The organism is Orenia metallireducens (assembly GCF_003001995.1).
Lineage (GTDB): Bacteria > Bacillota > Halanaerobiia > Halobacteroidales > Halobacteroidaceae > Orenia > Orenia metallireducens_B.
In genome coordinates this window covers 30,406-55,515 of record NZ_PVNB01000008.1, presented here as the reverse complement: position 1 = coordinate 55,515, position 25,110 = coordinate 30,406, and the positions used below count along the sequence as shown (strand labels likewise).

General features: G+C 33.6%; 21 protein-coding genes and 2 riboswitches. Of the genes, 8 read left to right on the top strand and 13 right to left on the bottom strand.

Features of this window, described 5'->3' with window-relative positions:
* Positions 1–4: 4 nt before the first annotated feature.
* The 6 genes from BX659_RS07500 to BX659_RS07475 all read right to left on the bottom strand — a co-directional run bounded on the left by BX659_RS07500 (position 5) and on the right by BX659_RS07475 (position 5,264).
* Positions 5–838, bottom strand: a complete 834-nt coding sequence (locus BX659_RS07500; protein WP_097017577.1) for an energy-coupling factor ABC transporter ATP-binding protein — start codon at positions 836–838, stop codon at positions 5–7.
* Between the two features lie 172 nt (positions 839–1,010).
* Positions 1,011–1,775, bottom strand: a complete 765-nt coding sequence (gene cbiQ, locus BX659_RS07495) for a cobalt ECF transporter T component CbiQ (RefSeq protein ID WP_097017500.1) — start codon at positions 1,773–1,775, stop codon at positions 1,011–1,013.
* Positions 1,769–2,071: an energy-coupling factor ABC transporter substrate-binding protein gene (locus BX659_RS07490; protein WP_097017499.1), complete on the bottom strand. Its 303-nt coding sequence runs from the start codon at positions 2,069–2,071 to the stop codon at positions 1,769–1,771. The genes cbiQ and BX659_RS07490 overlap by 7 nt, the downstream gene beginning before the upstream one ends.
* A 2-nt stretch (positions 2,072–2,073) precedes the next feature.
* Entirely contained in the window at positions 2,074–2,829 is a 756-nt protein-coding gene (locus tag BX659_RS07485) for an energy-coupling factor ABC transporter permease (RefSeq protein WP_097017498.1), read from the bottom strand.
* 110 nt (positions 2,830–2,939) lie between these two features.
* The gene (gene cobT / locus BX659_RS07480) at positions 2,940–3,980 is read right to left on the bottom strand and encodes a nicotinate-nucleotide--dimethylbenzimidazole phosphoribosyltransferase (RefSeq protein WP_097017497.1); all 1,041 of its coding nucleotides are present in this window, start codon (positions 3,978–3,980) and stop codon (positions 2,940–2,942) included.
* Positions 3,981–4,135: 155 nt separating this feature from the next.
* Positions 4,136–4,328: riboswitch (cobalamin riboswitch) on the bottom strand.
* 93 nt (positions 4,329–4,421) lie between these two features.
* Positions 4,422–5,264 (bottom strand): AraC family transcriptional regulator, encoded by an 843-nt coding sequence (locus BX659_RS07475; RefSeq protein ID WP_097017496.1) that lies wholly within the window; start codon positions 5,262–5,264, stop codon positions 4,422–4,424.
* A gap of 283 nt (positions 5,265–5,547) precedes the next feature.
* Here BX659_RS07475 and BX659_RS07470 point away from each other — a divergent pair, with 283 nt between their 5' ends.
* The 3 genes from BX659_RS07470 (at position 5,548) to BX659_RS07460 (ending at position 10,144) form a co-directional block, all read left to right on the top strand.
* Positions 5,548–6,879: a pectinesterase family protein gene (locus BX659_RS07470; RefSeq protein WP_097017495.1), complete on the top strand. Its 1,332-nt coding sequence runs from the start codon at positions 5,548–5,550 to the stop codon at positions 6,877–6,879.
* Positions 6,880–7,089: 210 nt separating this feature from the next.
* Positions 7,090–8,091, top strand: coding sequence for a hypothetical protein (locus BX659_RS07465; RefSeq protein ID WP_097017494.1), 1,002 nt, complete (start codon positions 7,090–7,092; stop codon positions 8,089–8,091).
* A gap of 382 nt (positions 8,092–8,473) precedes the next feature.
* Positions 8,474–10,144, top strand: coding sequence for a pectate lyase family protein (locus BX659_RS07460; protein WP_216358764.1), 1,671 nt, complete (start codon positions 8,474–8,476; stop codon positions 10,142–10,144).
* Between the two features lie 145 nt (positions 10,145–10,289).
* Here the strand turns inward: BX659_RS07460 and BX659_RS07455 are convergent, their stop codons facing one another.
* The 3 genes from BX659_RS07455 to BX659_RS07445 are packed head-to-tail and all read right to left on the bottom strand — an operon-like array spanning position 10,290 to position 13,562.
* Positions 10,290–10,943, bottom strand: a complete 654-nt coding sequence (locus BX659_RS07455; RefSeq protein ID WP_097017493.1) for a Crp/Fnr family transcriptional regulator — start codon at positions 10,941–10,943, stop codon at positions 10,290–10,292.
* Positions 10,944–10,954: 11 nt separating this feature from the next.
* Positions 10,955–11,809, bottom strand: a complete 855-nt coding sequence (locus BX659_RS07450; protein WP_097017492.1) for a FecR family protein — start codon at positions 11,807–11,809, stop codon at positions 10,955–10,957.
* Positions 11,793–13,562, bottom strand: coding sequence for a CHASE2 domain-containing protein (locus tag BX659_RS07445; RefSeq protein WP_106231780.1), 1,770 nt, complete (start codon positions 13,560–13,562; stop codon positions 11,793–11,795). The genes BX659_RS07450 and BX659_RS07445 overlap by 17 nt, the downstream gene beginning before the upstream one ends.
* A gap of 251 nt (positions 13,563–13,813) precedes the next feature.
* Between BX659_RS07445 and BX659_RS07440 the strand changes: the two genes are divergently transcribed.
* Positions 13,814–14,257, top strand: coding sequence for an FxsA family protein (locus tag BX659_RS07440; protein WP_097017490.1), 444 nt, complete (start codon positions 13,814–13,816; stop codon positions 14,255–14,257).
* 62 nt (positions 14,258–14,319) lie between these two features.
* Here BX659_RS07440 and BX659_RS07435 read toward each other — a convergent pair whose 3' ends face one another.
* The gene (locus tag BX659_RS07435) at positions 14,320–14,781 is read right to left on the bottom strand and encodes a DUF3189 family protein (RefSeq protein WP_097017489.1); all 462 of its coding nucleotides are present in this window, start codon (positions 14,779–14,781) and stop codon (positions 14,320–14,322) included.
* A gap of 237 nt (positions 14,782–15,018) precedes the next feature.
* Entirely contained in the window at positions 15,019–15,729 is a 711-nt protein-coding gene (locus BX659_RS07430; RefSeq protein WP_097017488.1) for an N-acetylmuramoyl-L-alanine amidase family protein, read from the bottom strand.
* A 218-nt stretch (positions 15,730–15,947) separates the two neighbouring features.
* On the opposite strand from BX659_RS07430, the gene BX659_RS07425 reads away from it, so the two are divergent.
* Positions 15,948–16,229 carry a hypothetical protein gene (locus BX659_RS07425; RefSeq protein ID WP_097017487.1) on the top strand — a complete coding sequence of 94 codons (282 nt, stop codon included), beginning with the start codon at positions 15,948–15,950 and terminating at the stop codon, positions 16,227–16,229.
* A gap of 98 nt (positions 16,230–16,327) precedes the next feature.
* On the opposite strand, the gene BX659_RS07420 is transcribed toward BX659_RS07425, so the two are convergent.
* Complete coding sequence (locus BX659_RS07420) at positions 16,328–17,443, bottom strand: aminopeptidase (RefSeq protein ID WP_097017486.1); 1,116 nt, start codon at positions 17,441–17,443, stop codon at positions 16,328–16,330.
* Between the two features lie 115 nt (positions 17,444–17,558).
* Complete coding sequence (locus BX659_RS07415; RefSeq protein ID WP_097017485.1) at positions 17,559–19,553, bottom strand: PAS domain-containing sensor histidine kinase; 1,995 nt, start codon at positions 19,551–19,553, stop codon at positions 17,559–17,561.
* Between the two features lie 1,224 nt (positions 19,554–20,777).
* Positions 20,778–20,884: riboswitch (SAM riboswitch) on the top strand.
* A gap of 177 nt (positions 20,885–21,061) precedes the next feature.
* Between BX659_RS07415 and BX659_RS07405 the strand changes: the two genes are divergently transcribed.
* From BX659_RS07405 to BX659_RS07395, 3 genes are all read left to right on the top strand, one after another.
* Positions 21,062–21,649, top strand: a complete 588-nt coding sequence (locus BX659_RS07405) for a vitamin B12 dependent-methionine synthase activation domain-containing protein (protein WP_097017483.1) — start codon at positions 21,062–21,064, stop codon at positions 21,647–21,649.
* A 22-nt stretch (positions 21,650–21,671) separates the two neighbouring features.
* Positions 21,672–24,086: a homocysteine S-methyltransferase family protein gene (locus tag BX659_RS07400; protein WP_097017482.1), complete on the top strand. Its 2,415-nt coding sequence runs from the start codon at positions 21,672–21,674 to the stop codon at positions 24,084–24,086.
* Between the two features lie 68 nt (positions 24,087–24,154).
* Complete coding sequence (locus BX659_RS07395; RefSeq protein ID WP_097017481.1) at positions 24,155–25,084, top strand: methylenetetrahydrofolate reductase; 930 nt, start codon at positions 24,155–24,157, stop codon at positions 25,082–25,084.
* The last annotated feature ends 26 nt before the right edge of the window (positions 25,085–25,110 follow it).

The window sequence follows — 25,110 nt, the reverse complement described above, 5'->3', positions numbered from 1 at the left end:
TCCTCTAACTATCTATTAATTCTAAAAATTCTTTCTTATTTCTAGGAATATAACTTCCATCTTTGACCAAACCCTTCTGCTTTAGGCCTTGATATACTTCTACTAGCCAAGGTTGAACTAGACTAGCTTCTGACATAAGTAATTCGTCTTGAAATACCTCTTCTACTATTCCCTCACCAATCAACTTCCCAGCCTTCATAACATAGATATAATCAGCCCAAGAATAAGCTAAATCAACATTATGTGTTGAGATAATAACTGTTATCCCCTTCTGCTGTAGTTGATTAAAAAATACAATCATCTCTTCTGCCTGCCTAGGGTCCAACCAGACTGTCGGTTCGTCAAAGATAATCACCTTGGGCTTCATTGCCAAAATACTAGCAATCGATACTCTTTTCTTCTGGCCATAGCTCAATAAATGGGTAGGTCTGTCCTTTAAATCACTAATTCCAAGAGTACTCATGGCCTCATCTACCCTATTTTTTACCTCACTTTCGGACAAACCCAAGTTAAAGGGTCCAAAGGAGATTTCTTCTAAGACACTTGCCGAAAATAATTGTCTATCTGGATCTTGAAAGACAATCCCCACATTCTTTCTTAGCTTCTTCAACTCCCTTCTCTTATAACTAATTTTCTTTCCAGCAAAGCTAAGCTCACCATCTTTAGGCTGCAAAATCCCGTTAAAGTGAAAAAAAAGAGTAGACTTTCCTGCTCCATTGGGTCCTAATAGTGCTAGCTTCTTACCTTTAGGTATCTTAATAGATAAATCATTTAAAGCCTTAGTTCCATCAGGATAAATAAAATTAAGATTTTTAGCTTCAAGTATTATTTCAGACAGTAAGACCACCTCCTGTATCTAGTTGACAGTGTACAGTGTACAGTTAAGTTCAAGGATATTAACCCTAAAAAACTTTATAGAGTAATAGATTATAAGGTTTTTAACTGTCAACAATCCCTACAGGTTCATTAGTAGAACCTTCCGTGTAAACCACTGTGCACCGTTAACTATATTAATATATCGTAACAATTATCAAAAGAAATTCAATTAAGAGAATAGCTATCAAATTCCTCTTAGAAAGTTGATGCTCTCGTACTAATACTCTAATCTCTCCATCATATCCCCTAGCTTCCAAAGCTATTACTAGTTCTCTAGCACGGTAATAAGCTTTAATAAATAAACGGGCAATCAATTTACTTAAAGAGAACAGGGAATTTCTAAAAGATGTATAACCTAAACGAGACAATTGAGAGAGTCTAATCTGATTAGCTGTTTCTAGTAGTATAAATAACAGCCTATACATCAGCATCATCAATTCTATAAAGATTTGGGGTAATTTCAGTTTTTTAAATATATTGATAATCTCCACTGCAGGAGTAGTCAAAGCTAAAAAATATAAGCAAGATACTGTGGCTAACGACCTTAAGAATAAGTTGATCCCCACTAACAAGTTTCTACTTTGAATACCTACCTTGACCTTTCCAAAAGCTACATACCATAATAGAGTACTTTCATCTGTAGTAATGGAAATAATAATTGCCAAGATACTAAACAATAAAAAAGAGACTGGAATAGCCAATAATTTAATAAATAGCTTCACAGATATTCTAGCACCTAGAGTTATTACCCCAGCCATCAACAAAATAACAACTAGGGAAATATAGACTGAATTAGCTACTAAACAGACTATCATAATTCCTATTGCAAATAATATCTTCTCCATGGGGTGAATCTTACTAAGTTGATTAGAATAAGCATATTGATCAATATTTAACATCCTTCTTCCAATCTACCTTTATACTTAGCTTCAGTTTTTTTAGAGCCAATATAATAACCTAATATCCCTGCACCTAAGGCAGCTTGTAAAGCAAACAGTAAGCTCTCAATCTCTCCACTAGGAGGCTCCCAAATATTATTAAACCAAGGTTGATAATCTGGATTGATCGCTGCAATAATCCCTTCTGCTGCTCCATCAGCACCACCAAATTCAGCATTAGGCACTACTAATAATGGAATAATAGTGATGACTAAGATCAAGAATATTATCATTAAATTTTTTTGGGCTAAGTTCATGTTCATTCCCTCCCCTTTGATATAACTGCAAGCTCTCTTAATTCATTTTCATTATATTGGTGGACTAGATTAAAGACCAGTACTGTTAATAGCCCCTCAGTAATAGCCAAAGGAAGCTGAGTTACTGCAAAGACACTTAAGAATTTAGTTAATGAAAGTAGAATTCCACCTTCTCCACTTGGAAAAGCCCAGGCCAATTGTGTAGCCGTTGTTACATAAGTCATCAAATCTCCTAAGGTTGCAGCTAAGGATACGCTTAACCACTGAGGTGCTCCCATACTCTTAAGCAACCTATATACTCCATAAGCTACAAAAGCTCCTACTATAGCCATTGAAAATAGATTAGCTCCTAAGGTAGTTAGACCACCATGGGCCAATAATATTGCTTGAAAAAGAAGTACAATAGAACCTAAGACCACCATGGGCCAAGGCCCAAATAAGATAGCACCCAATCCAATTCCCGTTGGATGGGAACAGCTCCCTGTTAACGAAGGCAACTTAAGTGATGACAAAACAAAGACAAAAGCACCTGTCACTGCTAATAATACCTTAACACCTGCTCCTTGCTCCTTAACTAACTCTTTAATCTGCCTAATTCCTAAAGCCAAAAAAGGTAGCGCAACTGCCCACCAAATTCCTGCCCATTTGATAGGTAGAAAACCTTCAGCAATATGCATAGCTTCAGCCTGCTTTGGCAATAACGTCATAAATAGTGTTGATAATAACACAAAACTTTTCTTTCCTTTTAACTTAAACATTAATATCCTCCTTACTTCGTTTATTAGGTGTTAGGTAGTTATAAACTACCTAAATCCCTAACTCCTAACCACTCAAAATATCCCAATCTCCCCATTAAGTTTCACTACAACTACAGCCCTATCTCCTCAAAGGTAGCCATCTCTTTAATAATTCTACTGGCTGCTTCTACTAAATTCATAGCTAAGACCGCTCCTGTCCCTTCTCCTAATCTCATATCCAAGTCCAACATAGGCTCTAAGCCTAAAGTCTCATAGGTCTTAATATGGGCTGGCTCTACTGACTTATGAGAAGGGATTAAATAGCCTACTACCTTTGGCTCCAACTTTTGGGCAATTAAAGCAGCGGCTCCAGAAATCACTCCATCAACTATAACTGGTACTCTCTTAGCTGCAGCAGCTAACATCATCCCTGCCATAGCTCCTATCTCTAAACCACCTACTTTAGCTAAAATATCAATCCCATTATTGCTATCTGGTTGGTTTAACTTTAATCCTTGCTTAATCACCTCTTGCTTTCTAGCAAGACCTTTATCATCAATCCCTGACCCATAACCAACCACATCATCTACTGATAATCCAGTGCAAGCCGCTATAATGGCACTACTAGAAGTAGTATTACCAATGCCCATCTCACCAGTTCCAATTAAATTAACCCCTCTATCAACTAGCCCTTCTACAACCTCAATTCCTACCTCTATACTGGCTATCGCCTCTGCTTCTGTCATAGCTGCTTTTTGAGTAAAATTATCAGTTCCAGCCTTGATCTTCTTAACCACTAAGCCTTCTACTCCTACTTCTTGAGCAACACCTACATCTACCACTATAACCTCTGCTCCCACCTGCTGAGCCAAGACATTAATAGCAGCACCTTGATTTAAGAAATTATGAATCATGGCTACCGTTACCTCTTGAGAAAAGGCACTAACACCCTCTTCTACTACTCCATGGTCTCCAGCCATTACTACATGAGCTTTACAATCAACTGGAGCAAATACATCTCCAGTTATTCCAGCTAACTTAGCTGCTATCTTTTCTAATTTCCCTAAACTCCCTTGAGGCTTAGTCAAAGTATCTAACCTCTGCTTTGCCTCCCTAATCTTAGCCTGATCTAGCTCTTTAATCTCGTTTAAAGTTCTCTCTAATATTTTCATCTTTATCTCCTTTATAATTTAAAGTTGATTTAAACTAAAAGCCCCCTTAATCTTCTTAAGAAGATTAAGGGGGCTAAAAAACAAATGTATATAAATATAGATATACCTATCCCTATAGAACAATCTCCTTACTTTTCTTTACTCCCGAAGCTTAAGTAAGCTTTAAAAATTAGGCAGGTCTCCTGACTCCTAGCTCTAATTAGACTATACCTTCCCAAATCAAAAAAATTCAGTGGTATACTATAATCCATTATCTCTAGTCACAGTGGCGGGTCCGCTCAGGATTTTCACCCGATTCCCTATTCTCCTTTAGATATCTCTAAAAGCACCTAACTTTTATATTCAATTTTATTTATCTTCAGAAAATTTTAGTACTACATGTATAACTTCTTCTTCTTTTCAATTATACTGATTAGAGTAACTATTGTCAACTCTCTTTTACTAACCTCTTTTACGATTAAGTTTTCTATATTTAGAAGGTGAGGTATTAATTGATTTCTTAAATACACGTCCAAAATGAGTAATTGTATTAAAGCCAACCTGATTAGCAATCTCTGTAATTGTTTTATTAGTATTTATTAATAGCCTCTGAGCTTCCTTAATTCTAACAGTATTAATATAATTGATAACTGTAAAACCTGTTACATCTTTAAATAGATGACTTAGGTATGATTCACTGATGGAAAACCTTTTAGCTAAAAATGAAATACTTTGTTTTTTACTGTAATTATTATTTATATAGGTGACTACCTCCATAATCTTTTCCTGCATAGGATTGATTTTATCAATGTATCTATTTTCTCTATTATATCTATTAATTCTCATTAATAGTTCTGAGAGAAATATCTTTAAGTATAATTCTTTCTCTTCACCATTACTATTATACTCCTTTAGCATTTTAATCAGAATATTTTCAATAATAATCTGTTGTTTTGGATTGAGACGGAGTATATTACTACTCTGAATTTTTGATAAAAAATCATAATTTTTTTCTAATTTTTTAATATTTCTTATGAAATTATCATTAAAGTAAAGAACAATCCGATCATTTTCCGAACAGTCACTATATACTGTTCTATGTATATCATAGGTATTTATTAAAACAAGATCACCTTTTTTTACATTATACACCTTATCCTTGATAAAGTACTTAACACTACCCTTCTGCAAATAATATATCTCATAACTTTTATGGTAATGGATACTTGACATGGAATAATTAATCTTAACTCTAGATTTTTCTACAAAAAAAGATTTTTTCAGAAATTCAAGTTTAGTTTTCAAAAAATCCTCCTTTCTATATAATTTGATAATTCTTAGCTGTATTCTACAATAAATTTATTTGTTCTATTACTGTGATTTTACAATAATTTATGGCTATCTGTCAAAGAAAAAACAGAATATGTTGAATGTTCTAAAAGTTAACAGTATATGCTTAGAAAATTTTAAATTGATCAAATATAATGAAAGATGTATTAAAAAATTCTTTTACAGGAGGAGGTCATTATTAAAAATTTTTTAATTTAAAAAGGAGGCTTAAGTTATCAAATCTAAAAAATTAATTTTATTGTTACTTATCGCAACTCTTTGCTTAACATTAGCAGCATGTTCAGATGATTCTGACTATACTGCAGTTTTAACTAATCTAAAAATAAGTCCAAACACTAGTGAACTTTATGTTGGTATTACTCAGCAATTTACTGTTAGTGGTGTTGACCAGAAGGGTAATACCATGAGTATTGATTCAGCTGACTGGTCAATAAGCGATGAAAGCATTGGCAGTCTAGACAAAATTACTGGACTTTCTGTTAACCTAACTGCTATTGCAGAAGGTACAGTCACTTTAACAGCACAGACTGGTGATTTTAAGAAGTCCATCTCTCTAACTGTTGAAGCAGCATCTAATTTCGTCCCTGATGCTGATGCTATCGTAGACTCTAGTCTAACTTCTCAAGACGGCAATCAGTATCCTACACTAGGAGATGCTCTTAGTGATGCTAATGGAACTGCTAATGACTGGTATACTATTTATGTAAAAGATGGCCAATATTATGAACAAAATACTATAGGTGAAGGTTCTCAATATATTCGTATCATTGGTCAGAGTACAGATAATACTGTTATCTACTATAATCAAAGCACAGAAGGTCAAGATATGAAGAAAACCGGTACCCTAATAATTAATGGTTCTGACGTTACAGTTAAAAATTTGACAATAGAAAATAGTTATAATACTAGAGAAGACAATGATGAGCATCAAGCAATAGCATTATATGTCAATGGTGATCGAGTAGCCTTTAAAGATATTAATGTCATAGGACGACAAGATACCTTAATGGATAACTGTGGTTATGATTGGAGTTCTGATGATCTATTAACCAAAGCCCGTCACTACTACAAAAATGTTTATGTAGAAGGAACTGTTGACTTTATCTTTGGGGCTGGTACTGCTGTCTTTGAGGATAGTGAGATCCATATGGTCTATCGTGATAACAGTACAGGTTATTATACTGCTCCTGCAACTGCAGCTTCAATGAAAGGCCTTGTCTTTAATAACTGTAATTTCACCGCTGATGATGGTATCACAGCAGCCTATTTGGGCAGAAACTGGCATGCTTATGACAGTTATACAGATGTCTCAACAAATACAGCTATCTTAAATTCAGCCATTGATGCAGAAGTACCTGCAGATGGTTGGAAACAGATGAGTTCAAGCTATCCTGATTTTTATGAAAGTGATCTCATGGTAGAATATAACAATATTGGTACTGGTGCTGTTGCAGATCCTGCTAATCCAGGTAAGCGTAAGCAGTTAACTGATACACAGGCTGATGAATATGCAACTCACGTTATCTTAGGTGACTGGGATTATGAAGCTCAGGTAAATGCTAGCTTCTAAAGATAATCAGATTATTTTTAGATTAAGATAAAATAATTTATATAAAATCTAATATATTTAATTATTATGATTTGGTGTTAATAATTAAATATTAAACTAAATTACCTTAAAATATGATTGTACAATAATAAGCGAAAGGAGGGTCGAGACTTTATAACTAATATTATTCCGTATTTGGAATATAAACTTAATAATACAAGGGGGATATAAATGCTTAAAAAATTATCAATTTTTACTTTAATTATTATGATGGCTTTTGTCTTAACTTCTTGCAGTGATGATGATGATTCTAGTTCAAGTAGTGATTATACACCAGTTTTGACTTCAATACAAATCAATGCTGGGTCAGATACTGTCACCTTAAATCCTGGTGATACATCTGATAACTTTACTGTTGTAGGTTTAGATCAAAAAGGTGAACATATAAGCATCAGTGGTTCTGATATAACTTGGTCTCTAACTGATGAAGATGGTAATGAGACTGATTTAGCAACTCTAAGTGACACTACAGGTCAAACTGTTACTGTAACAGTTGGTGATACAGAAGGTGATGTTATACTTACTGCTAGCGTAAATGATGAGTTGACAGCCTCAACAACTATTAATATTGCTGCTCCGCAATTTGTAGAAGTCTTTACCGATAACTTTGACAATGGAGATGTGACTAGTGATTGGACTACTGCTACTACTTACGCTATTATTGAGGATAGCGATAGAGATGGTAATGTCATCAGTATCGCCCCAGCACCTACTGAGGCTGATCTAGAAACTAGTATACCTGATGGTATTGATAATGGTCAGTTAGGATATAAAGTTGACTCTGCAATGGCTTCAGGACAGATAGACTTTTACGCTAAGGTTGGTGCATATCGTTTAAAATTTGATATGCGTGATTCTAGTGGTAATAGATTCTTTAGAATATATCTTCACGGTTCACAAGTTGACGCTGCAGTTGATAGTGACCTTACAGTTAATGGTGAAACTGTTCCAGAAGGTGAGACTACTACAGTTGAATTAACTAACAAAACTAGTGTTTGGAACCATTATGTATATCAATGGAAAAATGGTACTTTCTCTATCTATCAAAATAATGAAGAAGTTCTAACAATTGATATTAGTGCTTTAGAGAATCCAAGTAGCTTTATATTCTATTCTAATAAATATGCTCAAGTATATATGGATGATGTTATATTTTCTACATTAGAAAATTAAGAGATTAAATATAATATTATAAAGAAAGGTACTTTATCTTTTCTTATTGCCCCCACATTCTATCTGTGGGGGTGTTATCTATAAGATTTTTAATTTATATCTTTAATATTATTATAAGTTTAATTTTAGTTCCCCTCTCTTCCACTTAAGAAAGATGAAAATTTCAGTTAAAATTTACAAACCTACCTATATAGGTTTGTGACCTTGGAATAAGATTTCCTATTATTTTTAAACTATGAGAATTAGCAGCAAATTTAAAATTATATAATCTAAAGATAAAGAACTGGCTTTAGAGTCAGGTACATCTATTATATCTATTAGTAGGAATATTTAAGCAATTTAGAGGATTTAAAATAACCATTAAATAAAAGGTGGTAAACATATGAAATTAACAGAACAGAAAAGTTATTTATTGATTTTTACTATGTTGATAGCTGTAATTTTGTTGTCAGCTTGTGATGGTAGTAGTGATGTTACTAATGATAGTAGTTCAGTTACAATTAATGTTGCAGGGGTTAAAGGTGGTGCTGTTTATATTGATTCAGTTACCCCAAAGGTTACATTAAGTGGTAACGTTGATAATAATTATCTTATTCAAATTACTTTAGATGGTGTTGCTTATGAGCAGTCTACTGAGATAAGCTCTATTGGTGAACATACTTTAGTTATTAAGGTCAAAGATAGCGATGGTATAGTAGTTGAAACTAAGAGCATTACTTTTGAAATCTCTGATAGTCTTGATAGTATTTCTGCATTAGCTTTTCCTACTGCTGAAGGTGCTGGAGCCAATACAATTGGTGGTAGAGGTGGCGATGTCTATGTTGTAACAAATTTAAATGATAGTGGAGAAGGTAGTTTAAGATATGGAATCGAACAAAGTGATGATCCAAGAACTATTGTTTTTGCTGTCTCAGGAACTATCCATTTAAAATCACAATTAAATATTAAAAATGGCGATCTAACCATTGCAGGTCAGACTGCTCCAGGTGATGGTATCTGTGTTGCCAACTATGGTACTGTAATAAATGCAAATAATGTTATCATTAGATTTATGCGCTTTAGATTAGGAGATGCTACAAACAGTAAACCTGAGGTCGACTCACTTTGGGTTAATCAATCTGAAAATGTAATTTTAGATCATGTTTCAGCAAGTTGGTCTATCGACGAAACTTTATCAGTAAGTGAAAGTGATAATGTAACGATACAGTATAGTATCATAAGTCAAAGTTTGAATAATTCCTATCATCATAAAGGTGAACATGGCTATGGTTCTTTAGTCCGTGGAGAACAAGGAGCAGAATATACTTTCCATCATAACCTTTGGGCACATCATAATAATAGAACCCCTAGACCAGGCAATTATCTTAGTTATCAAGAAGATTCAGTTGGTTTATATGCTGATTTTGAGAATAATGTCATCTATAACTGGGGTGGTTCACATGGTGCCTATAATGCTGATAAAGATTCAGTAAGTCATTATAATTTTATCAATAACTACTTTAAGTCAGGGCCTGACTCATCAAGTAAGTCCTATATCTTCTATGAACAAGCTGCTAAAGCTGAGGGCTATTTTGCTGGTAACTCTTTAGATGAAGATGAGCCATCTGACCCATATAGTTTAGTAAAATACAGTTTTAAAAACCTATTTGGTCAAAGTGAATCAGCTATTATCTCAGAATACAAACAGACTAGTAAATTCATAATTGGTAATGTTGCTGTTACACTTGAACGTGCTGATGAAGCTTATGATAATGTCTTAGCATCTGCTGGAGCTTTTCCTAGAGATGATGTTGATATACGTATTATCAATGATGTTAAAGATGGAACTGGTAATATCATTGATTCTCAGGAGGAGGTAGGTGGTTGGCCAGAGTTAGAGTCAACAACAGCACCTACTGATACTGATCAAGACGGTATGCCAGATAGCTGGGAAAGTAACCACGGTCTTAATTTTAATGATTCATCAGATGCTTCTACAGATCAAAATCAAGACGGTTATACTAATTTAGAAGAATATCTTAATTATCGTGCTGATAAGTTACTTAACTCTTAAGTTCTCAGCAATTAAGTAGGATTGAACTATACAAATGGTAAAGTTATACAAAAGAGATGGCTTTAAAGCCATCTCTTTTGCTGCTTTTATTGAACTGCTATACAACTATTTTACAACTCAATCAGACCTTATCATCCCAGAATTACTATTTATCTACTAAAATCAAATATCTCTGCTTAACGATAATTATACCTTTCTCTATCAACTCATTTAACAACTTAGTAATCGTCTCTCTAGTTGTCCCTACTAAATTAGCCAACTCCTGATGGGTAATCTTCTTAGTTATTACTGTCCCTTCCTCAGCTATCTCTCCATACTTATCAGCCAAATCCAATAAGACCAGATGAAGGCGTTCTTTAACACTCTTAAAGGTAAGTGCTTTAATCTGATTATTGGCTTCTCTTAATCTATTCGATAGAGTTACTATAATCTTTAGAGAAATCTGAGGAAATTTAAGTAACAAGCCATTGAACTTCTCTCTATCTATCACTAATAACTGTGATGTTTTCATAGCCTGAATTGATGCTGAACGAAGACTCTTATCTAGTAAAGCCATTTCACCGAAAAATTCCCACTGCCCCAACAAGACCAAAGTCTTCTCTCTACCACTCTCAACAGTTCTAAAGACTTTAATCAATCCATCTAAAATCAGATAAACAGCATCACCTACCTCTCCTTCTAAGAAGATAATCTCATTCTTATCATAAACCCTTTGATAAGTTATCTTACTTAACTCCTCTAACTCTTGCTCATTCATATCTTGAAAGAGAATAAAATTTCTCAAAAAATTCTTTGGCACCTTTATCCCCCTTATCTATCTTTTCTGCCTCCACTTTTACTCTTACCCCTGCTTCTACCTCGGCTTTTATCTTTACCTTTGTCCTTATTTTTATCTTTTTCTTTATTATTACCTTGATTTTTAGATTTATTTTCATAATTACTCTTATCTGTTACTTTATCCTGAGCCTTTTCTTTAATCTCTTTTTGCTCTTTAGCTTTAACCTCTTTGCTCCATTTATTTATCTTTTCTAACCACTTTTTCTCTTCATCCCACTTACTCTGCTCCTTTGAGCCAAGTTTATTCAGTTTTGCCTTAACTCTCTTACTCTTTACCTGGGCCAACTCTCCTGCAACTACCATTACCTCTCCAGCAGAGTTACCAACTTCTACTCTTCCTTTTCTAACAGCTACCTCAACCTCTTTATCTTTTCCAACCTTAACACTAAATAGTGTTCCTCGTACTCCAGCTACTGCCGAAGGGGTATCTACTTCAAACTCCTTCTTCTTAATCCCCTCATTGATAAACTTAACTATAATCTCTCCTATGCTAAGTTTAACCTTCTTATAGTCAACCTTGCCTCCTCTATTCTTGACTATCTTCAGTTTGGAGTTGCTTTTGACTAAAACCCTTGCATCTTCACCAAAGATAAGCTCTGCTTTACTACCTTCTAAGGTTTTAATTAGGTCTCCAACCTCTACATCCGCTATACTATCAACCTTTCTCCAATCAGAAGAGAAGATTAAAAAAGTCTTCTTATAATAGACTTCTCCCTTAATCTTCCTTAATCTCAAATTATTATTAGCAGAACCCTCTAATGAAAACAAAGTACTTACTAAGATAATAAAGAGTAAAGCATAGCTAATAACTCTAAAACTCCTTTCCATAATAACTCTCCTCCCTAATTACCTCATAAATATTCTCTTTATTTATCTTTCCCCGCAAGACAACTTGTGACTTTAATTTTACCTTAAACTTACCTTCAATCTGTTGATAAGTTCCTTCTCCAATTAAAATCTCTCCTCCTTTAGCCAACCCTTCAATCCTAGCTGCTGTATTGACTGTGTCACCAATAGCAGTATAGTCACTTCTTTTGGTAGAACCAATATTACCTACAATAGCCCTTCCTGTATTAATCCCAATTGAGATTGGGAGGGGCAATTGTTGATTATTTTCAACCTTGCTTTGCAAGCTCAAAGCCAATTCAATAGCACAGACCGCATGATCCAACTGATCTGTTGGAGCACCAAAAAAGACCATAGCTCCATCACCAAGGAATTTATCTAAAGTACCTCCAAACTTGAGAACCTCATCAATAATAAGTGATAGATATTTATTCAATATCTCTACTACTTCAACAGAGCTCTTTCCCTCACTAAAGCTAGTAAAGCCACTTAAGTCGATAAATAAAACTGAAATCTCCCTGCGCTCCCCCATTAAATAGTCCTTCTCAGGCAGATTGATTACCTTTTCAATTACATCCTTAGATAGATATCGTGAGAAGGTATATTGTAAATGATTTTTTCTAGCTTCAGACTGCCAATAAGCCCTAAGATTACTAATAACTAAATTCAAAATACTTATCAAAATAAAAGGGGTAATTGGAATAAAGAGATTGAAATTAATCAAAAATAAAACTCCTAGTAGTGACATAAAAATAAAAGATAACACCAGAATATTTACACCTTGTATAGGTATTAGCCTACCATAGATAATAGCAGTTACCAAACTAAACAGAACCAAACAACCCACTACCAGCCAATCATCGATAGTAGCTATAAAGGAATCCTTTAAATAATTATCGATAATCTCAGCCTGAATCACTACCCCAGGCAGATAACCTTTCACAAAAGAGAAGGGGTTTATCAAATAATCACGTAGTAGCCTTTCTGTAGCCCCCACCACTACCAATTTATCTTTAAAGAAATCTTCAGAATAATCCCCTTCTAAGACTTTAATAAAGGAGATACTTTGGAAGTAAGTATCACTATGGTGGAAATTGATTAACAGCTCTTTAGCTAAAAAATCTCTCTTATCTTGATTATATTCTTCAGCTAGCTTAATAGCAAACGGAGTTAGATCCTCTTTTATCAAGTCTATCCTTCTGACCTTACCATCAGAATCTTGGGTCAAATTTAAATAACCAAATCCTCTTGCCTTATTTTTAAAGATTTCAATAGGATATCTTATCTCACCACTCTCAAGCTTCCTACTTCTAATTAATCCCCATAAGCTTAATTGCCTAATCTCTTTATTCTCTAGAATATAAGGTAATACTACCTTATTAGATTTTAATAACTGCTTTGCCAACGCTCTATCTTCATCTCTTTCTTTAGGAAAATCAAATAGAATATCAAACCCTATTATCTTTGCCCCAGCTTGATTGAGCTCTTTTATTAAGTTAGCGTGATAAGTCCGAGGCCAAGGCCACTTTCCTACCTCTTCTAAAGACTCTTTATCTATCTCAACAATTACTATATCATCCTGAGACTCAGCTTCGATCAAACTCTTTATATATAACCTATAATCATAGCTTAATAATTCTAAATCATCTAATATTGGGGTTAAGAAGATAAGTACAGTTATAATACCAGTACCAAGCCCTAATAGTAACCACTCTCTGTCCTTAAAATTTAACATAATCCCTCCAATAATATAAGATATAATCTATCTTGATCTACTTTTACTAATAGATTAATCTGTTACTTTACTAAAATTTTATAGTCCCCTTCAAATATCCTTTCTTTAATCTATTTATTCTTCAAATCACCTTATTTCCCTCCACTATTCTTAATTTATTCCTATTAACAAATTGGATTATATTACTATAAACTCTCGGAGCAACTAAAGAATATATTATTAATAAGGATTAAATATAGGAGGGATAACTTATGTTTAAATTACTTTTAATCTTTACCGTGATTCCTTTGATAGAGTTGACTCTATTAATCAGATTAAGCTATCATGTTGGAACTTTATATACAATCTCTTTAATAGCTACTACTGGAATTATCGGAGCTATATTGGCTAAAAAGCAAGGAACTTCAGTTATTAAGAAGATTAACCAATCTCTCTCTGAAGGAAAGATGCCTGCCGATAGCTTAATCGATGGCTTGTTGGTCTTAATCGGTAGTGCTATGTTAGTTACACCTGGCTTATTAACAGATTTTGCTGGATTTTCTTGTATCATTCCTTTTACTAGAAAGAAGGTAAAGTTTTTGATGAAAGGAAAGTTCAGTAAACTACTTACAACTGGTAGAGTACAGTTCTTCTCCTTTAATCAACAACAAGAGAAGACTGTTGATATTGTTGAGGATGAAGATAATATTAATTAATCAATAAATAAGAGGTAGCAAATAGACCCAATTCTATTTGCTACCTCTTATTTATTTGTAATTTAATTCTTAACCTCCAATTCCCTCTTAACTTCAGAGACCAATTCAACTATCTTAGGATAAGCCTTTAAAACACCTTGAGTAACAATTGGTCTGCCAATAGTCATTAACCCTAAGGCACGAGAGGTATAGCCTCCTATCTTCATTGTAAAGTTAATAGTCGATTTAGTCTTAATTAACATCAACTCTTCTTGATCTCCTAATAGATCATAAGTATCCTTAATTGCAGGGATAACAAATTTTTCAGCATATTTACAGCCTAAAGTATAGACTTGATTGCCAAACTCATCTTTACCTTGGTAAATCAAATGACCTAAATCCTTAGTTTTAAGCTTATCAAAGGTAGGTAAATTAAGTATTTCATTCTTATTTGGAGTTCTATCCATAGGTAATTTATTTAAATGTAATGCTGATGCCACTGCCACTGAATGGGTACCACCAACATCATGATAGATAATATCCATTAGTTCCCTCCTAATTTTATAGTCTACTTTTTATAATCTACTTTTTTTAGTTTACCTCTATAGTGTTAATTTATTCTAGTCTCTAATCTTAGTTAGATTATTTGAATTTAAAATTAAAGTGGTACTAAAACAGTAAAGAGTGATGAGTAACAAGTGACGAGAAAAATTTTCTACTCCGTTACCCATCACTCGTCACTGATTACTAGAGTGTAGCACTATACCCAAATCTATAGTTCACTAATAATAATCTAAAATTCCTTGATAAATCCCATAAACTAGCTTATCCTTAAACTTATTCTCAGTTAAGAGCCAATTATCTACCTTCTTATTAATAAAGCCTACCTCTATCAATACCCCTACCACTCTACTATTCTTTAAAATATAATAATTGCCTACTCTAACTGAATTATCTAAAAGCTTTACACCTTGATAACTAATTTGATTTAATCTATACTGGATCTTCTTAGCTAAACTCTGGTTTGACTTCTTGCTATTTTGATAAAAGACAATTGGTCCTCTGATTCTGAATTTACCTGCAAAGGAATTAACATGGATACTGATAAATAAGTCAGCTTTATTATTATTTATAATATCAACTCTAGCTTTCAAATCCCTCATATGCCTACTCTTATAAGCCTGATTCTTATGGTCTAAGGCAGTATCATGATAGCGGGTCATAATTACCTTTGCACCTTTAGTACTGAGTAAACTTCTCAATCTTCTTGCTATATCTAAATTAATCTCCTTCTCTACCATATTATCATATGATGCTCCAATATCAACCCCACCATGACCTGGGTCTATAACAATTACCTTCCCTGATATCTGATTTAGATTACTTACAGGCCTAGCCCGATTGATATAGCTAGTTACACTCCCAAATAATGAAGCTAAAAAGATCATAATTAAAAGTAATTTTAAAAACCTCTGATTACATAGAAGAATCATTCAATCCCCTCCAAAAAGGTATCAGTTTATAATCTATAACTTAAAATTTATAAATCAATCATTATACTTAAAGTGATAGTTCATGGGGTAGTTAATCTTTATTCTAAACTATAAAACCCTTTTATTTATAACTACTCATAGCTAAGCCAAATTATTGCAGTATAGATTTTCCTTACTTTTAACAAAATAGAGATAAAGAAAAGCTAGGGAGTGATTAGATGATATTTGGTAATAAATTAAAGGAAATGTCTATTGGGATGGTCAGTCAACGCCTTGAGGAGATGAAAGATGGCGATACAGCAGAGTATGATAAGACCTTGGAGATGCTCTTATTAATGACTGAGGTCGCCACTCACTTTTTAAAGGAGAATAAGGAGTTTAGGGAGAAATTTGCTGAAATTCATGCAGAATTTATTAAATCACCAGAGAGTGAGCGTGTAATCGAGGAGAGTGTTACAGCATATGAGAATTTCAAAGAAAAGCAAGAAACTATGGTATAAATATCTCTAACCCAGGATTCTAGAGAAGTAATACAATATACCTATAAAACGATATTATAAAGCAATAAGAAGTAGCCACTAGTGGCTACTTCTTTAACTTACTTTAAATTATCAGGATTTAAGCACTCCAACTCTGGAATAACAAACAATCCATCCTTTCTAATCAATCTATCGTCAAAATAAATCTCTCCTCCACCATACTCTGCCCTTTGAATACAGACTAAATCCCAATGAATAGAAGATTTATTGCCATTACTGGCTTCATCATAACATTTACCTGGAGTAAAGTGGAAACTACCTTTAATCTTCTCATCAAAGAGAGTATCCTTCATCGGAGTCTCTATATAAGGATTGACCCCAATAGCAAATTCACCAATATAACGAGCACCCTCATCGGTATCAAAGACCTTATTGATCTTTTCAGTATTATTGGCAGTGGCCTTGATAATTTTACCATCCTTAAACTCTAGTCTAATATTTTCATATGTAAAGCCTTGATAGACTGCAGGTGTGTTATAGGTTAAAAACCCATTGACTGAATCTTTTACTGGTGCACTAAAGACCTCACCATCAGGAATATTCAACTTACCATCACATTTAATTGCTGGAATATCCTTAATTGAGAAGGTCAAATCTGTTCCTTCTCCTACTATTTTGACCTTATCAGTCTGCTCCATCAACTCTACTAAATTATCCATAGCTTCAGACATCTTAGCATAATCTAGAGTACATACATCAAAGTAAAAGTCCTCAAAGGCTTCAGTACTCATACTTGCCGATTGAGCCATGGAATGGTTGGGATATCTTAACACACACCATTTTGTATTTGGAACTCTAATCTCACCATGGATTGGTTTAATAAACTTCTCCATATAAAGCTGCATATTCTCACTGGGCACATCAGAGTTTTGAGTAATATTTTCAGCAGAACGAATAGCAATATAGGCATCCATCTCTTCCATTCTCATCTTATGGTATCTAGCTTGGGCTTCTAATTGTTCAGCACTGGCTTTGATCAATAGTTCTCTATTTAATAATTCATCATTAACCTCTATAAAAGGAAGAGCTCCTACTTCATAAGCTTCTTTTACTAATTGGCGAGCAAGGGGATTTTCTGCTCCAAATACTTCAATTAATATCTTCTCACCTTTCTTTAATTCAACAGAATAATTGATTAAATTAGTGGCTAATTCTTTTATTCTAGGATCTAACATACTCAGCACTCCTTTATGTAATTTATTAGTTCTAAGATTCATTCTAAACCTAATTATAATGAGGATTACTTCAAAAATCAAATTATAATATATTAAAACTAAAAGATATAACCCTTTAACAAATATTACTTTGATATACATCAGAGAATTCAATATTAACTCTTTCTATAATACTATCTTTAATATAAGTACTATTATAGTAGACATCTTCTTTAGAGATATCTCTTATTGGAAGCTCTATTTCAAATTCCGTCCACTCTCCATATTGGCTAGCTACTGATATCTTACCATTATGAGCTTCAATAATAGTTTTAACCAAAGCTAAACCTACCCCACTACCTTCAGCCTTATTACTCAAATAAGAATCTGCCTGTTCAAATCTATCAAATAGCTTTTTTAACTTCTTCTCTGGTATACCTATTCCTGTATCTTTTACTGATATTAGAATACTATCTTCCTGCTCAAGAACTTTTACCGTTATCTTACCTCCAACATCTGTAGATTTAAATGAATTTGATAACAGATTAAGAATAACCCTTTCAATCTTGTTGGGATCACAAGCTATTATCCTCTCTTCTGTATTGGTATCAAAATATAACTCTATACCTTGAGCTTCTGCATAGGGTACTACCGACATAACTATATCCTCAACCAAATAAACAATATTATTATTCGTTAAATTCAGATTAACAACTCCAATATCAAATTTAGTAATATCCAATAGGTTATTGAGCAACCTTAGTAATCTATAACAATTTTGCTTCATTATATTAGTATAATCAACAAATTTATCATAATAAATACATTGCTTTTGATTTAAGTGGGTCTTCATCAATAATTCTACTGTTCCTAAGATTATATTCAAAGGGGTTTTAAAATCATGAGAGATATTAGAGAAAAATTCAGTCTTTAACCGATCATATTCCTTAGCTTCTTCTAACTTTATCTGCTTCTCTATAACCTTTCTCTGTAATCGTTCATTCTCCTTACGTTCACTTATATCCTGTACTATAGTAGTAAAATATCTTTCTCCACCATATATAAGTGATGAAGAGGAAGCCTCAATATCCCTTACAGTCCCATCTTTTAGAATAATTTTATATTCAACAGGTTCTAATGAGATATCTTCTTGCTCTAATCTCTTTAACCTCTCTACAAACTTCCTGCGGTAATTAGTATGAATATCAAAAAACTCCTCAAGTTCTCTTCCAATAACTTGATCTAAACTACTACAGGATATTAACTTCAAAGCCTCTTGATTAGCATACAAACATTTACAATCTCTATGTAAAAAGACTCCATTTGGTAATAATTTTATAAAATGTTGATATAACTCTTTGCTCTTTTTTAACTCTCTCTCTACTTCTTTTCTTTGGGAGATATCTATAATAGAAGAAGAAATAATTATTGGTTTACCTTCTTTATCTTTTATCACATTACTAAAGGCTTCGATTTCAAAGGTAGATCCATCCTTCCTTTTAGCTATCCCTTCACCAAAGCAACTTCCTTCTTTAATTAATTTATTTACTGCTTCTCTAAAGTTCTCAGTGTCTCTCCAAAATTGCTCTCCACCTTTACCCAATACTTCATCAGAATTATATCCCCACCAATCTAAGGCCTGCTGATTAGCATATACAACCTTACCTTCCATATTTACGAAGACTTCTCCATTTAAGGAGCTTTCTATAGCCTGTTCTTTAATCTTCAAATCTGCTTTTAATCTCTCAAAATTGCTAATATCTCTAAAGTTCCAAACCTCCCCTTCTACTTCTCCATCTATAACCAATGGATAAAAGACAATCTCCCAGACTCTTCCATCTTTAAAATTAAGATAATCTATATCTTTATTAGAAGATTTACTTATGCGTTGCAGCTGAGCTATAGACTCGTCAGGCTTTATAAGTTGATCCTTTATGTGATTAAGTAAATTCAAAACATTTTGCTCTTCCCATAACTCTTTAGGAAAATTACACATCTCTACAAAACGTTCATTCTTATAGATAATTCTTTTTCGATTTAAAACTAAAATACCATCATGACTTGATTCTAGCATTCCTTCTATTATCTCTTTATCCCCAATTAACCTATCTTTACTTTCAATAGTACCCATTAAATAACCTCCACATAAAATAATAATTTTAGGTATTTATTAGCTTCTAAAGTTCTAATTACATAACATAATCTAGATTGACCATCAAATAATAATTTACTGCTACCTAGATGTCCAAACTCACAAACAAATCAATTATGAGTACAGATCTGTACTCATAATTAAAACAAATTTTAGTTAATAATCTCTAATATACCATGTAAATTAAACTTAAGATATCTTTATATTAATCAAAAAATCTCAAGGGCTATTTAATAAGATAGTTAGAATTGTAATTATCTGTACTATTGCTGATTATATTTAAATAAAATTTCCCTTTTAACAGCTTAATTATGTAAAATTGTTATCTATAAACTTAGAATAAACACCTGTAATTATACCATCTTAGGGATATAATGTCAATTTCTTCTTGGCATTATGTTTAATTTAACATAAATTCCCTTAAATAAACCACCGATATTCATCTATATTTTCCTAATAAAAGTATAAATCACCAATATTAAAATTTAATTAGTTAAAAATTAAAATCTCCTTAAAATCTATATCTAAAAAATCAAATACTCACTATTATTCATAAAAATTGAAAAGTTTTTTGGATTCAACTAACTAATTTAATCACTTGTAAGCTAATTATAATTTTAAAAGATTCTAACTCTTAGTGAGTACTAATTATTCTACTAAATTAATAAACTGTAAATATGTGGGGCTATGCCATTATTCATTACTTTAAAGAAGGGAGCGATAATTATGAATTATATTCTTATTCTTATTATAGTTCTACCTATCTTGGCTTTAGCATTATGGATGGATAGTATAAACAGAAAATACTCCAATAAAATCAAAGATTTAAAACATTTAATCTATAGCGTTCACGATGAAGTCAGTGAGTTAAAAAGAGAGAAAAGACAGAGTAATAGATATAAAAAATAGTATAAGAAGAAACCTTCTAATTATAATTATAATTAAAATTAAGTTGAGTTAAGATTAAGTATAAATAGATTCTCTGTTAAGACTTAAACTTGGGCTAGCTTGATATAAATTAAATATAATTTATAAAATCAAACTAATACTCAATAGTTATTACTAATAATCATGAACTATCTCAAAGATAATTTTTATTTTGACAAAACTCAATTTTAATGGTATACTTATTCAAAAATAAGTTCACTTTATGCATTTAAAGCTAATACCTATCAGCTATATTATTTTAAAAATAAATACTAACTCTTATCAAGAGAGGTGGAGGGACTGGCCCGATGAAGCCCGGCAACCACCCCTAAAGGGGGAAAGGTGCCAATTCCTGCAGAAGTATATCTTCTGGCAGATAAGAGAAGAGCTATATATACTAAAAAACCTCTTCTCTTATGAAGAGGTTTTTTATTGGTTAAATTATTATAAAGGAGGGAGAAGTTATTATAGAAAATATTTCAATTAAGATACCAAAAACTGAAGTAAAAGGACGATTAGGCTATAAAGAGAATAGCATCTCAAGCAAGCAGATTGAAGAGATGATAGACTCTTTGATAGAATATTCTTATTCATTAATAGATTGTAAGGGAGCTTATCTAATCCTCGATAAGCTTCAACTTGATAAAGAAGATAACTTGGTAATTTTAGGAGAGAATGCTTTAAATTTTGAAAGTAAGGATATCATTGAGCTGCTAGAGGGGCAAGATAAGGCTGCTTTATTGGCTGTAACTATTGGCAGCTCTCTAGAAGACAAGGTCAAAGAATTATTTAATCAAGGAGAGTTTACCAAGGCAACTACCTTAGACGCTATTGCTTCTGTTGCTGCTGAAGAGGTTGCTAATGAGCTTAATACAATTATAAAAGAAGAAGCTATAAGTTATGACCTACCTCACTTGACTATGCGCTTTAGTCCCGGTTATGGTGATTTAAAGCTGGATATACAGCCTAAAATTTTGGAGTTATTAAATAGTAATGAATTGGGTATCACCACTACTAAAAGTAATATCTTGCTACCAGAAAAATCGATTACGGCAATAATCGGTCTTGGTAGAGTTGCAAACTCTTATCGAGCAAGATGTAATTTTCACTGTGCATCTTGTAAATTTGATAGTTGTGTTTATAATTGATCTAGAAAGGAGTAGTTAGTAGATGAGTAGTTTATTGAAGAGATTGAAGAATGAAGTTTTAGTATTAGATGGTGCAATGGGAACTGAGTTACATAAGAAAGGATTAGAGGTAGGAGAATGCCCTGAGAAGTTAAATTTGACCCATCCAGAGATTCTAACTGAAATTCATCGCAGTTATGTTGAAGCTGGTAGTGATATTATTCAAACAAATACCTTTGGTGCCAGTAGAATCAAGCTTGATGAATATGGTTTAGGTGAAGAGGTTGAAGTGATTAACCGCAAAGCCGTAGAATTGGCTAAAGCTGCTGCTAATTCAGATACAATTATTGCTGCCTCAATGGGACCTACTGGAAAGCTTTTAGAACCTTTAGGAGACCTTAGCTTCCAAAAAGCTTATGAAATCTTTGCTGAACAGGCACAAATTCTGGAGGATGCTGGAGTAGATGTAATCAGCATTGAGACCATGACCGATTTACAGGAAGTTAGAGCAGCTGTTATTGCTGTTAAAGAAAATACTAGCTTACCTATTATCTGCCATTTAACCTATGAAGAAAGCTTAAAGACTATGACTGGAACTGATCCAGTAACTGCTGTCACTGTTCTGGAAGGTCTTGGCGTTGAGGTTATCGGAGCCAACTGCAGTATGGGTCCTGAAGGATTGCTAAAAATTATTGAAACTTTAGGTAAGAACACCTCCACTTACCTCTCAGTAGAACCAAATGCTGGGCTTCCTATCTTAGATGAGAATAACAATACTATCTTCCCAATGAAAGCTAGTGAGATGGCAAGTTACCTTAAGAAATTCGTAGATGCAGGAGCAAATATTATCGGTGGATGCTGTGGTTCCACTCCTGAATACATTAGACTGGTTGCCGAGCAGGTTAAGAAGTTAAAACCAAAATCAAAAAATCATCAGGCTGAGACTAAACTGGCTAGTAGAAGCAAGACAGTAGTAATCGCTGATAACCTACCTACCCGTATCATTGGAGAGAGAATCAATCCAACTGGTCGTAAAGAGTTATCAGCTGAGCTGAAGGAAGGCAAGATGAATATAGTCTCCCAAGAAGCAACAGCTCAAGCCAAAGCAGGGGCTGATATCTTAGATGTTAATGTCGGAGTTCCTAAAATTGACCAGGTAATTACAATCAAACAGGCTATTACCACAGTTCAAAACCTCGTTAATCTGCCAATCTGTATAGATACTACCGATGCTGAAGTTTTGGAAGCAGCTTTGCAGACTGTAGTCGGAAAACCCCTCATCAATTCGGTTAATGGTGAAGAAGAGAGTCTAAATAGTGTCTTACCTCTAGCTAAGAAGTATGGTGCTTGTGTCTTAGGCTTAACCCTTGACGAAGATGGTATCCCTAAGACTGCTGAGGGGCGTTTACAGGTTGCCCGTAAGATTGTAGAAAGAGCTTTAGAACTAGGGATTAAACGGGAGAATATCCTAATAGATGCTCTAACCTTGACTGCTAGTGCCCAACAAGAAGGCGTGCAAGAAACGATTAAAGCAATCCGCCTAATCAAAGAAGAGTTAGGGGTTGCTACTGTATTAGGAGTCAGTAATATCTCCTTTGGATTACCTGATAGAAAGAAGGTCAATACAGCCTTTTTAGCAATGGCAATCCAAGCTGGATTAAATGCCCCTATTCTTGACCCCACTATTGAAGAGATGAAAGCTACTCTGATGGCTAGTGATATCCTAGTCAACCGTGACGTATCTAGCCAGCGGTATTTAAAAGCCTACGGTCAAAATAAAGAAGCTGAGGAAAAAAAAGATACTAAACAGGAAGAAAAAGAAGTTGAGTTGAATATTTTAACTCAGATTCAACAACAGGTACTAACTGGTGATAAAGACAATATTAGCGATAATATCAAAAAAGCATTAGATGATCACTCTGCCTTAGAGATCATTAATCGAGCCTTAATTCCAGGAATTCAAGAGGTTGGTGATAAGTATGATGAGGGGATCTACTTCTTACCACAATTGATGCTTGGTGCTGAAGCGATGCAGAACTCCTTTGCTATCCTTAAACCAATCTTGGAGAAAGAAGGAAGCAAGGAGAATCAAGGTAGAATCATTATGGCCACAGTTAAAGGTGATGTCCATGATATCGGTAAGAATATCGTTAAGATAATGCTCCAAAATAATGGCTTTGAAGTAATTGATTTGGGCAAGGATATCGCCAATGAAACTATTATCTCCACCGCCCTAGCTAAAAAAGCTGACATCATCTGTTTAAGTGCTTTGATGACTACAACCATGCCAAGAATGGAAGAGATTACAGCTAAGTTAAAAGAGAGCAATTCTAATATTAAAGTCATGGTCGGTGGAGCTGTAGTGACTGAGGATTATGCTGATAGTATTGGTGCATATTATTCTGATAATGCTGTTGAAGCAGTTAAAACCGCAAAAAAATTAGTTAGTAATAGTTAGTAGTGTGAGTGTGAGTAAAAGATTATTTTCTCACACTCACACTAAAATCGAGAAGGGAGAAGAGAATAATGAGTTTAAAAGATAAGATACTAAATAAAGAATCAGGAATAATACTATATGGTCTAACACCACCTAAGGAGAAGAATAGTAGTGATAAAATAGCAGAGATTTCACAAAAGCAGATAAGTCGAATTAAAGACCTTAAGATAGATGGATTAGTTCTTTATGATATTCAAGATGAGAGTGATAGAGTCAAGGAGGAGAGACCCTTTCCCTTTCTACCAACAGTCGACCCTGCTATCTATAGCAGCAACTATCTAGATGAATTAAAAATACCAAAAATCGTCTATCGTTGTGTAGGAAAATATAGCAAAGATCAATTTTCAAAATGGCTTACATCAGATATTGAGACAGATAGATTCTCTGTCTTTGTAGGTGCTGCCTCAAAAAAGCAAGATGTCAATTTAAAGTTAAGAGAGGCTTATGAGTTAAGAGAGAAATTAAATCCAAAGCTACTTTTAGGTGGTGTAACGATACCTGAACGCCATTGTATATCTGAGGATGAACACCTACGGGTACTTTCTAAGGTAGAAAGTGGTTGCAAATTCTTCGTATCACAAGCAGTCTATAACCTAGATTACTCTAAGAACTTCTTATCAGACTATTATCATTATTGTCAAGAGAATAATCTAGAAATGGTTCCTATCATCTTCACCTTTACCCCTTGTGGTTCAAAGAAGACCTTAGAGTTTATGAAATGGCTAGGCATAAATATAGCTAAATGGCTAGAAAATGATCTGCTTAACTCTGAGGATATTTTAGAGCAGTCTCTTAATTCCTCTAAGAAAAACTTTAAAGAGCTATTGGATTATGCCTTAGAAAAAGGAATTCCAATCGGCTGTAATATTGAAAGTCTATCGATTCGCAAAGCTGAGATTGAAGCTTCAATCGAGTTGGCAGAATTTGTGAAAAATACTTTTGAGAAGAAAGCTAAATAAAGATAAAAAACATCCTGCCTTTCAAA

Bases quoted from the DNA above. Each gene is read 5' to 3' on its own strand.
- BX659_RS07395 (WP_097017481.1), top strand. From the start codon at position 24,155: ATGAGTTTAAAAGATAAGATACTAAATAAAGAATCAGGAATAATACTA.
- BX659_RS07400 (WP_097017482.1), top strand. From the start codon at position 21,672: ATGAGTAGTTTATTGAAGAGATTGAAGAATGAAGTTTTAGTATTAGAT.
- BX659_RS07435 (WP_097017489.1), bottom strand. From the start codon at position 14,781: ATGGATATTATCTATCATGATGTTGGTGGTACCCATTCAGTGGCAGTG.
- BX659_RS07490 (WP_097017499.1), bottom strand. From the start codon at position 2,071: ATGAACTTAGCCCAAAAAAATTTAATGATAATATTCTTGATCTTAGTC.
- BX659_RS07450 (WP_097017492.1), bottom strand. From the start codon at position 11,809: ATGGAAAGGAGTTTTAGAGTTATTAGCTATGCTTTACTCTTTATTATC.
- BX659_RS07445 (WP_106231780.1), bottom strand. From the start codon at position 13,562: ATGTTAAATTTTAAGGACAGAGAGTGGTTACTATTAGGGCTTGGTACT.
- BX659_RS07415 (WP_097017485.1), bottom strand. From the start codon at position 19,553: ATGGGTACTATTGAAAGTAAAGATAGGTTAATTGGGGATAAAGAGATA.
- BX659_RS07420 (WP_097017486.1), bottom strand. From the start codon at position 17,443: ATGTTAGATCCTAGAATAAAAGAATTAGCCACTAATTTAATCAATTAT.
- BX659_RS07460 (WP_216358764.1), top strand. From the start codon at position 8,474: ATGAAATTAACAGAACAGAAAAGTTATTTATTGATTTTTACTATGTTG.
- cobT (WP_097017497.1), bottom strand. From the start codon at position 3,980: ATGAAAATATTAGAGAGAACTTTAAACGAGATTAAAGAGCTAGATCAG.
- BX659_RS07465 (WP_097017494.1), top strand. From the start codon at position 7,090: ATGCTTAAAAAATTATCAATTTTTACTTTAATTATTATGATGGCTTTT.
- BX659_RS07425 (WP_097017487.1), top strand. From the start codon at position 15,948: ATGATATTTGGTAATAAATTAAAGGAAATGTCTATTGGGATGGTCAGT.
- cbiQ (WP_097017500.1), bottom strand. From the start codon at position 1,775: ATGTTAAATATTGATCAATATGCTTATTCTAATCAACTTAGTAAGATT.
- BX659_RS07485 (WP_097017498.1), bottom strand. From the start codon at position 2,829: ATGTTTAAGTTAAAAGGAAAGAAAAGTTTTGTGTTATTATCAACACTA.
- BX659_RS07440 (WP_097017490.1), top strand. From the start codon at position 13,814: ATGTTTAAATTACTTTTAATCTTTACCGTGATTCCTTTGATAGAGTTG.
- BX659_RS07405 (WP_097017483.1), top strand. From the start codon at position 21,062: ATGATAGACTCTTTGATAGAATATTCTTATTCATTAATAGATTGTAAG.
- BX659_RS07430 (WP_097017488.1), bottom strand. From the start codon at position 15,729: ATGATTCTTCTATGTAATCAGAGGTTTTTAAAATTACTTTTAATTATG.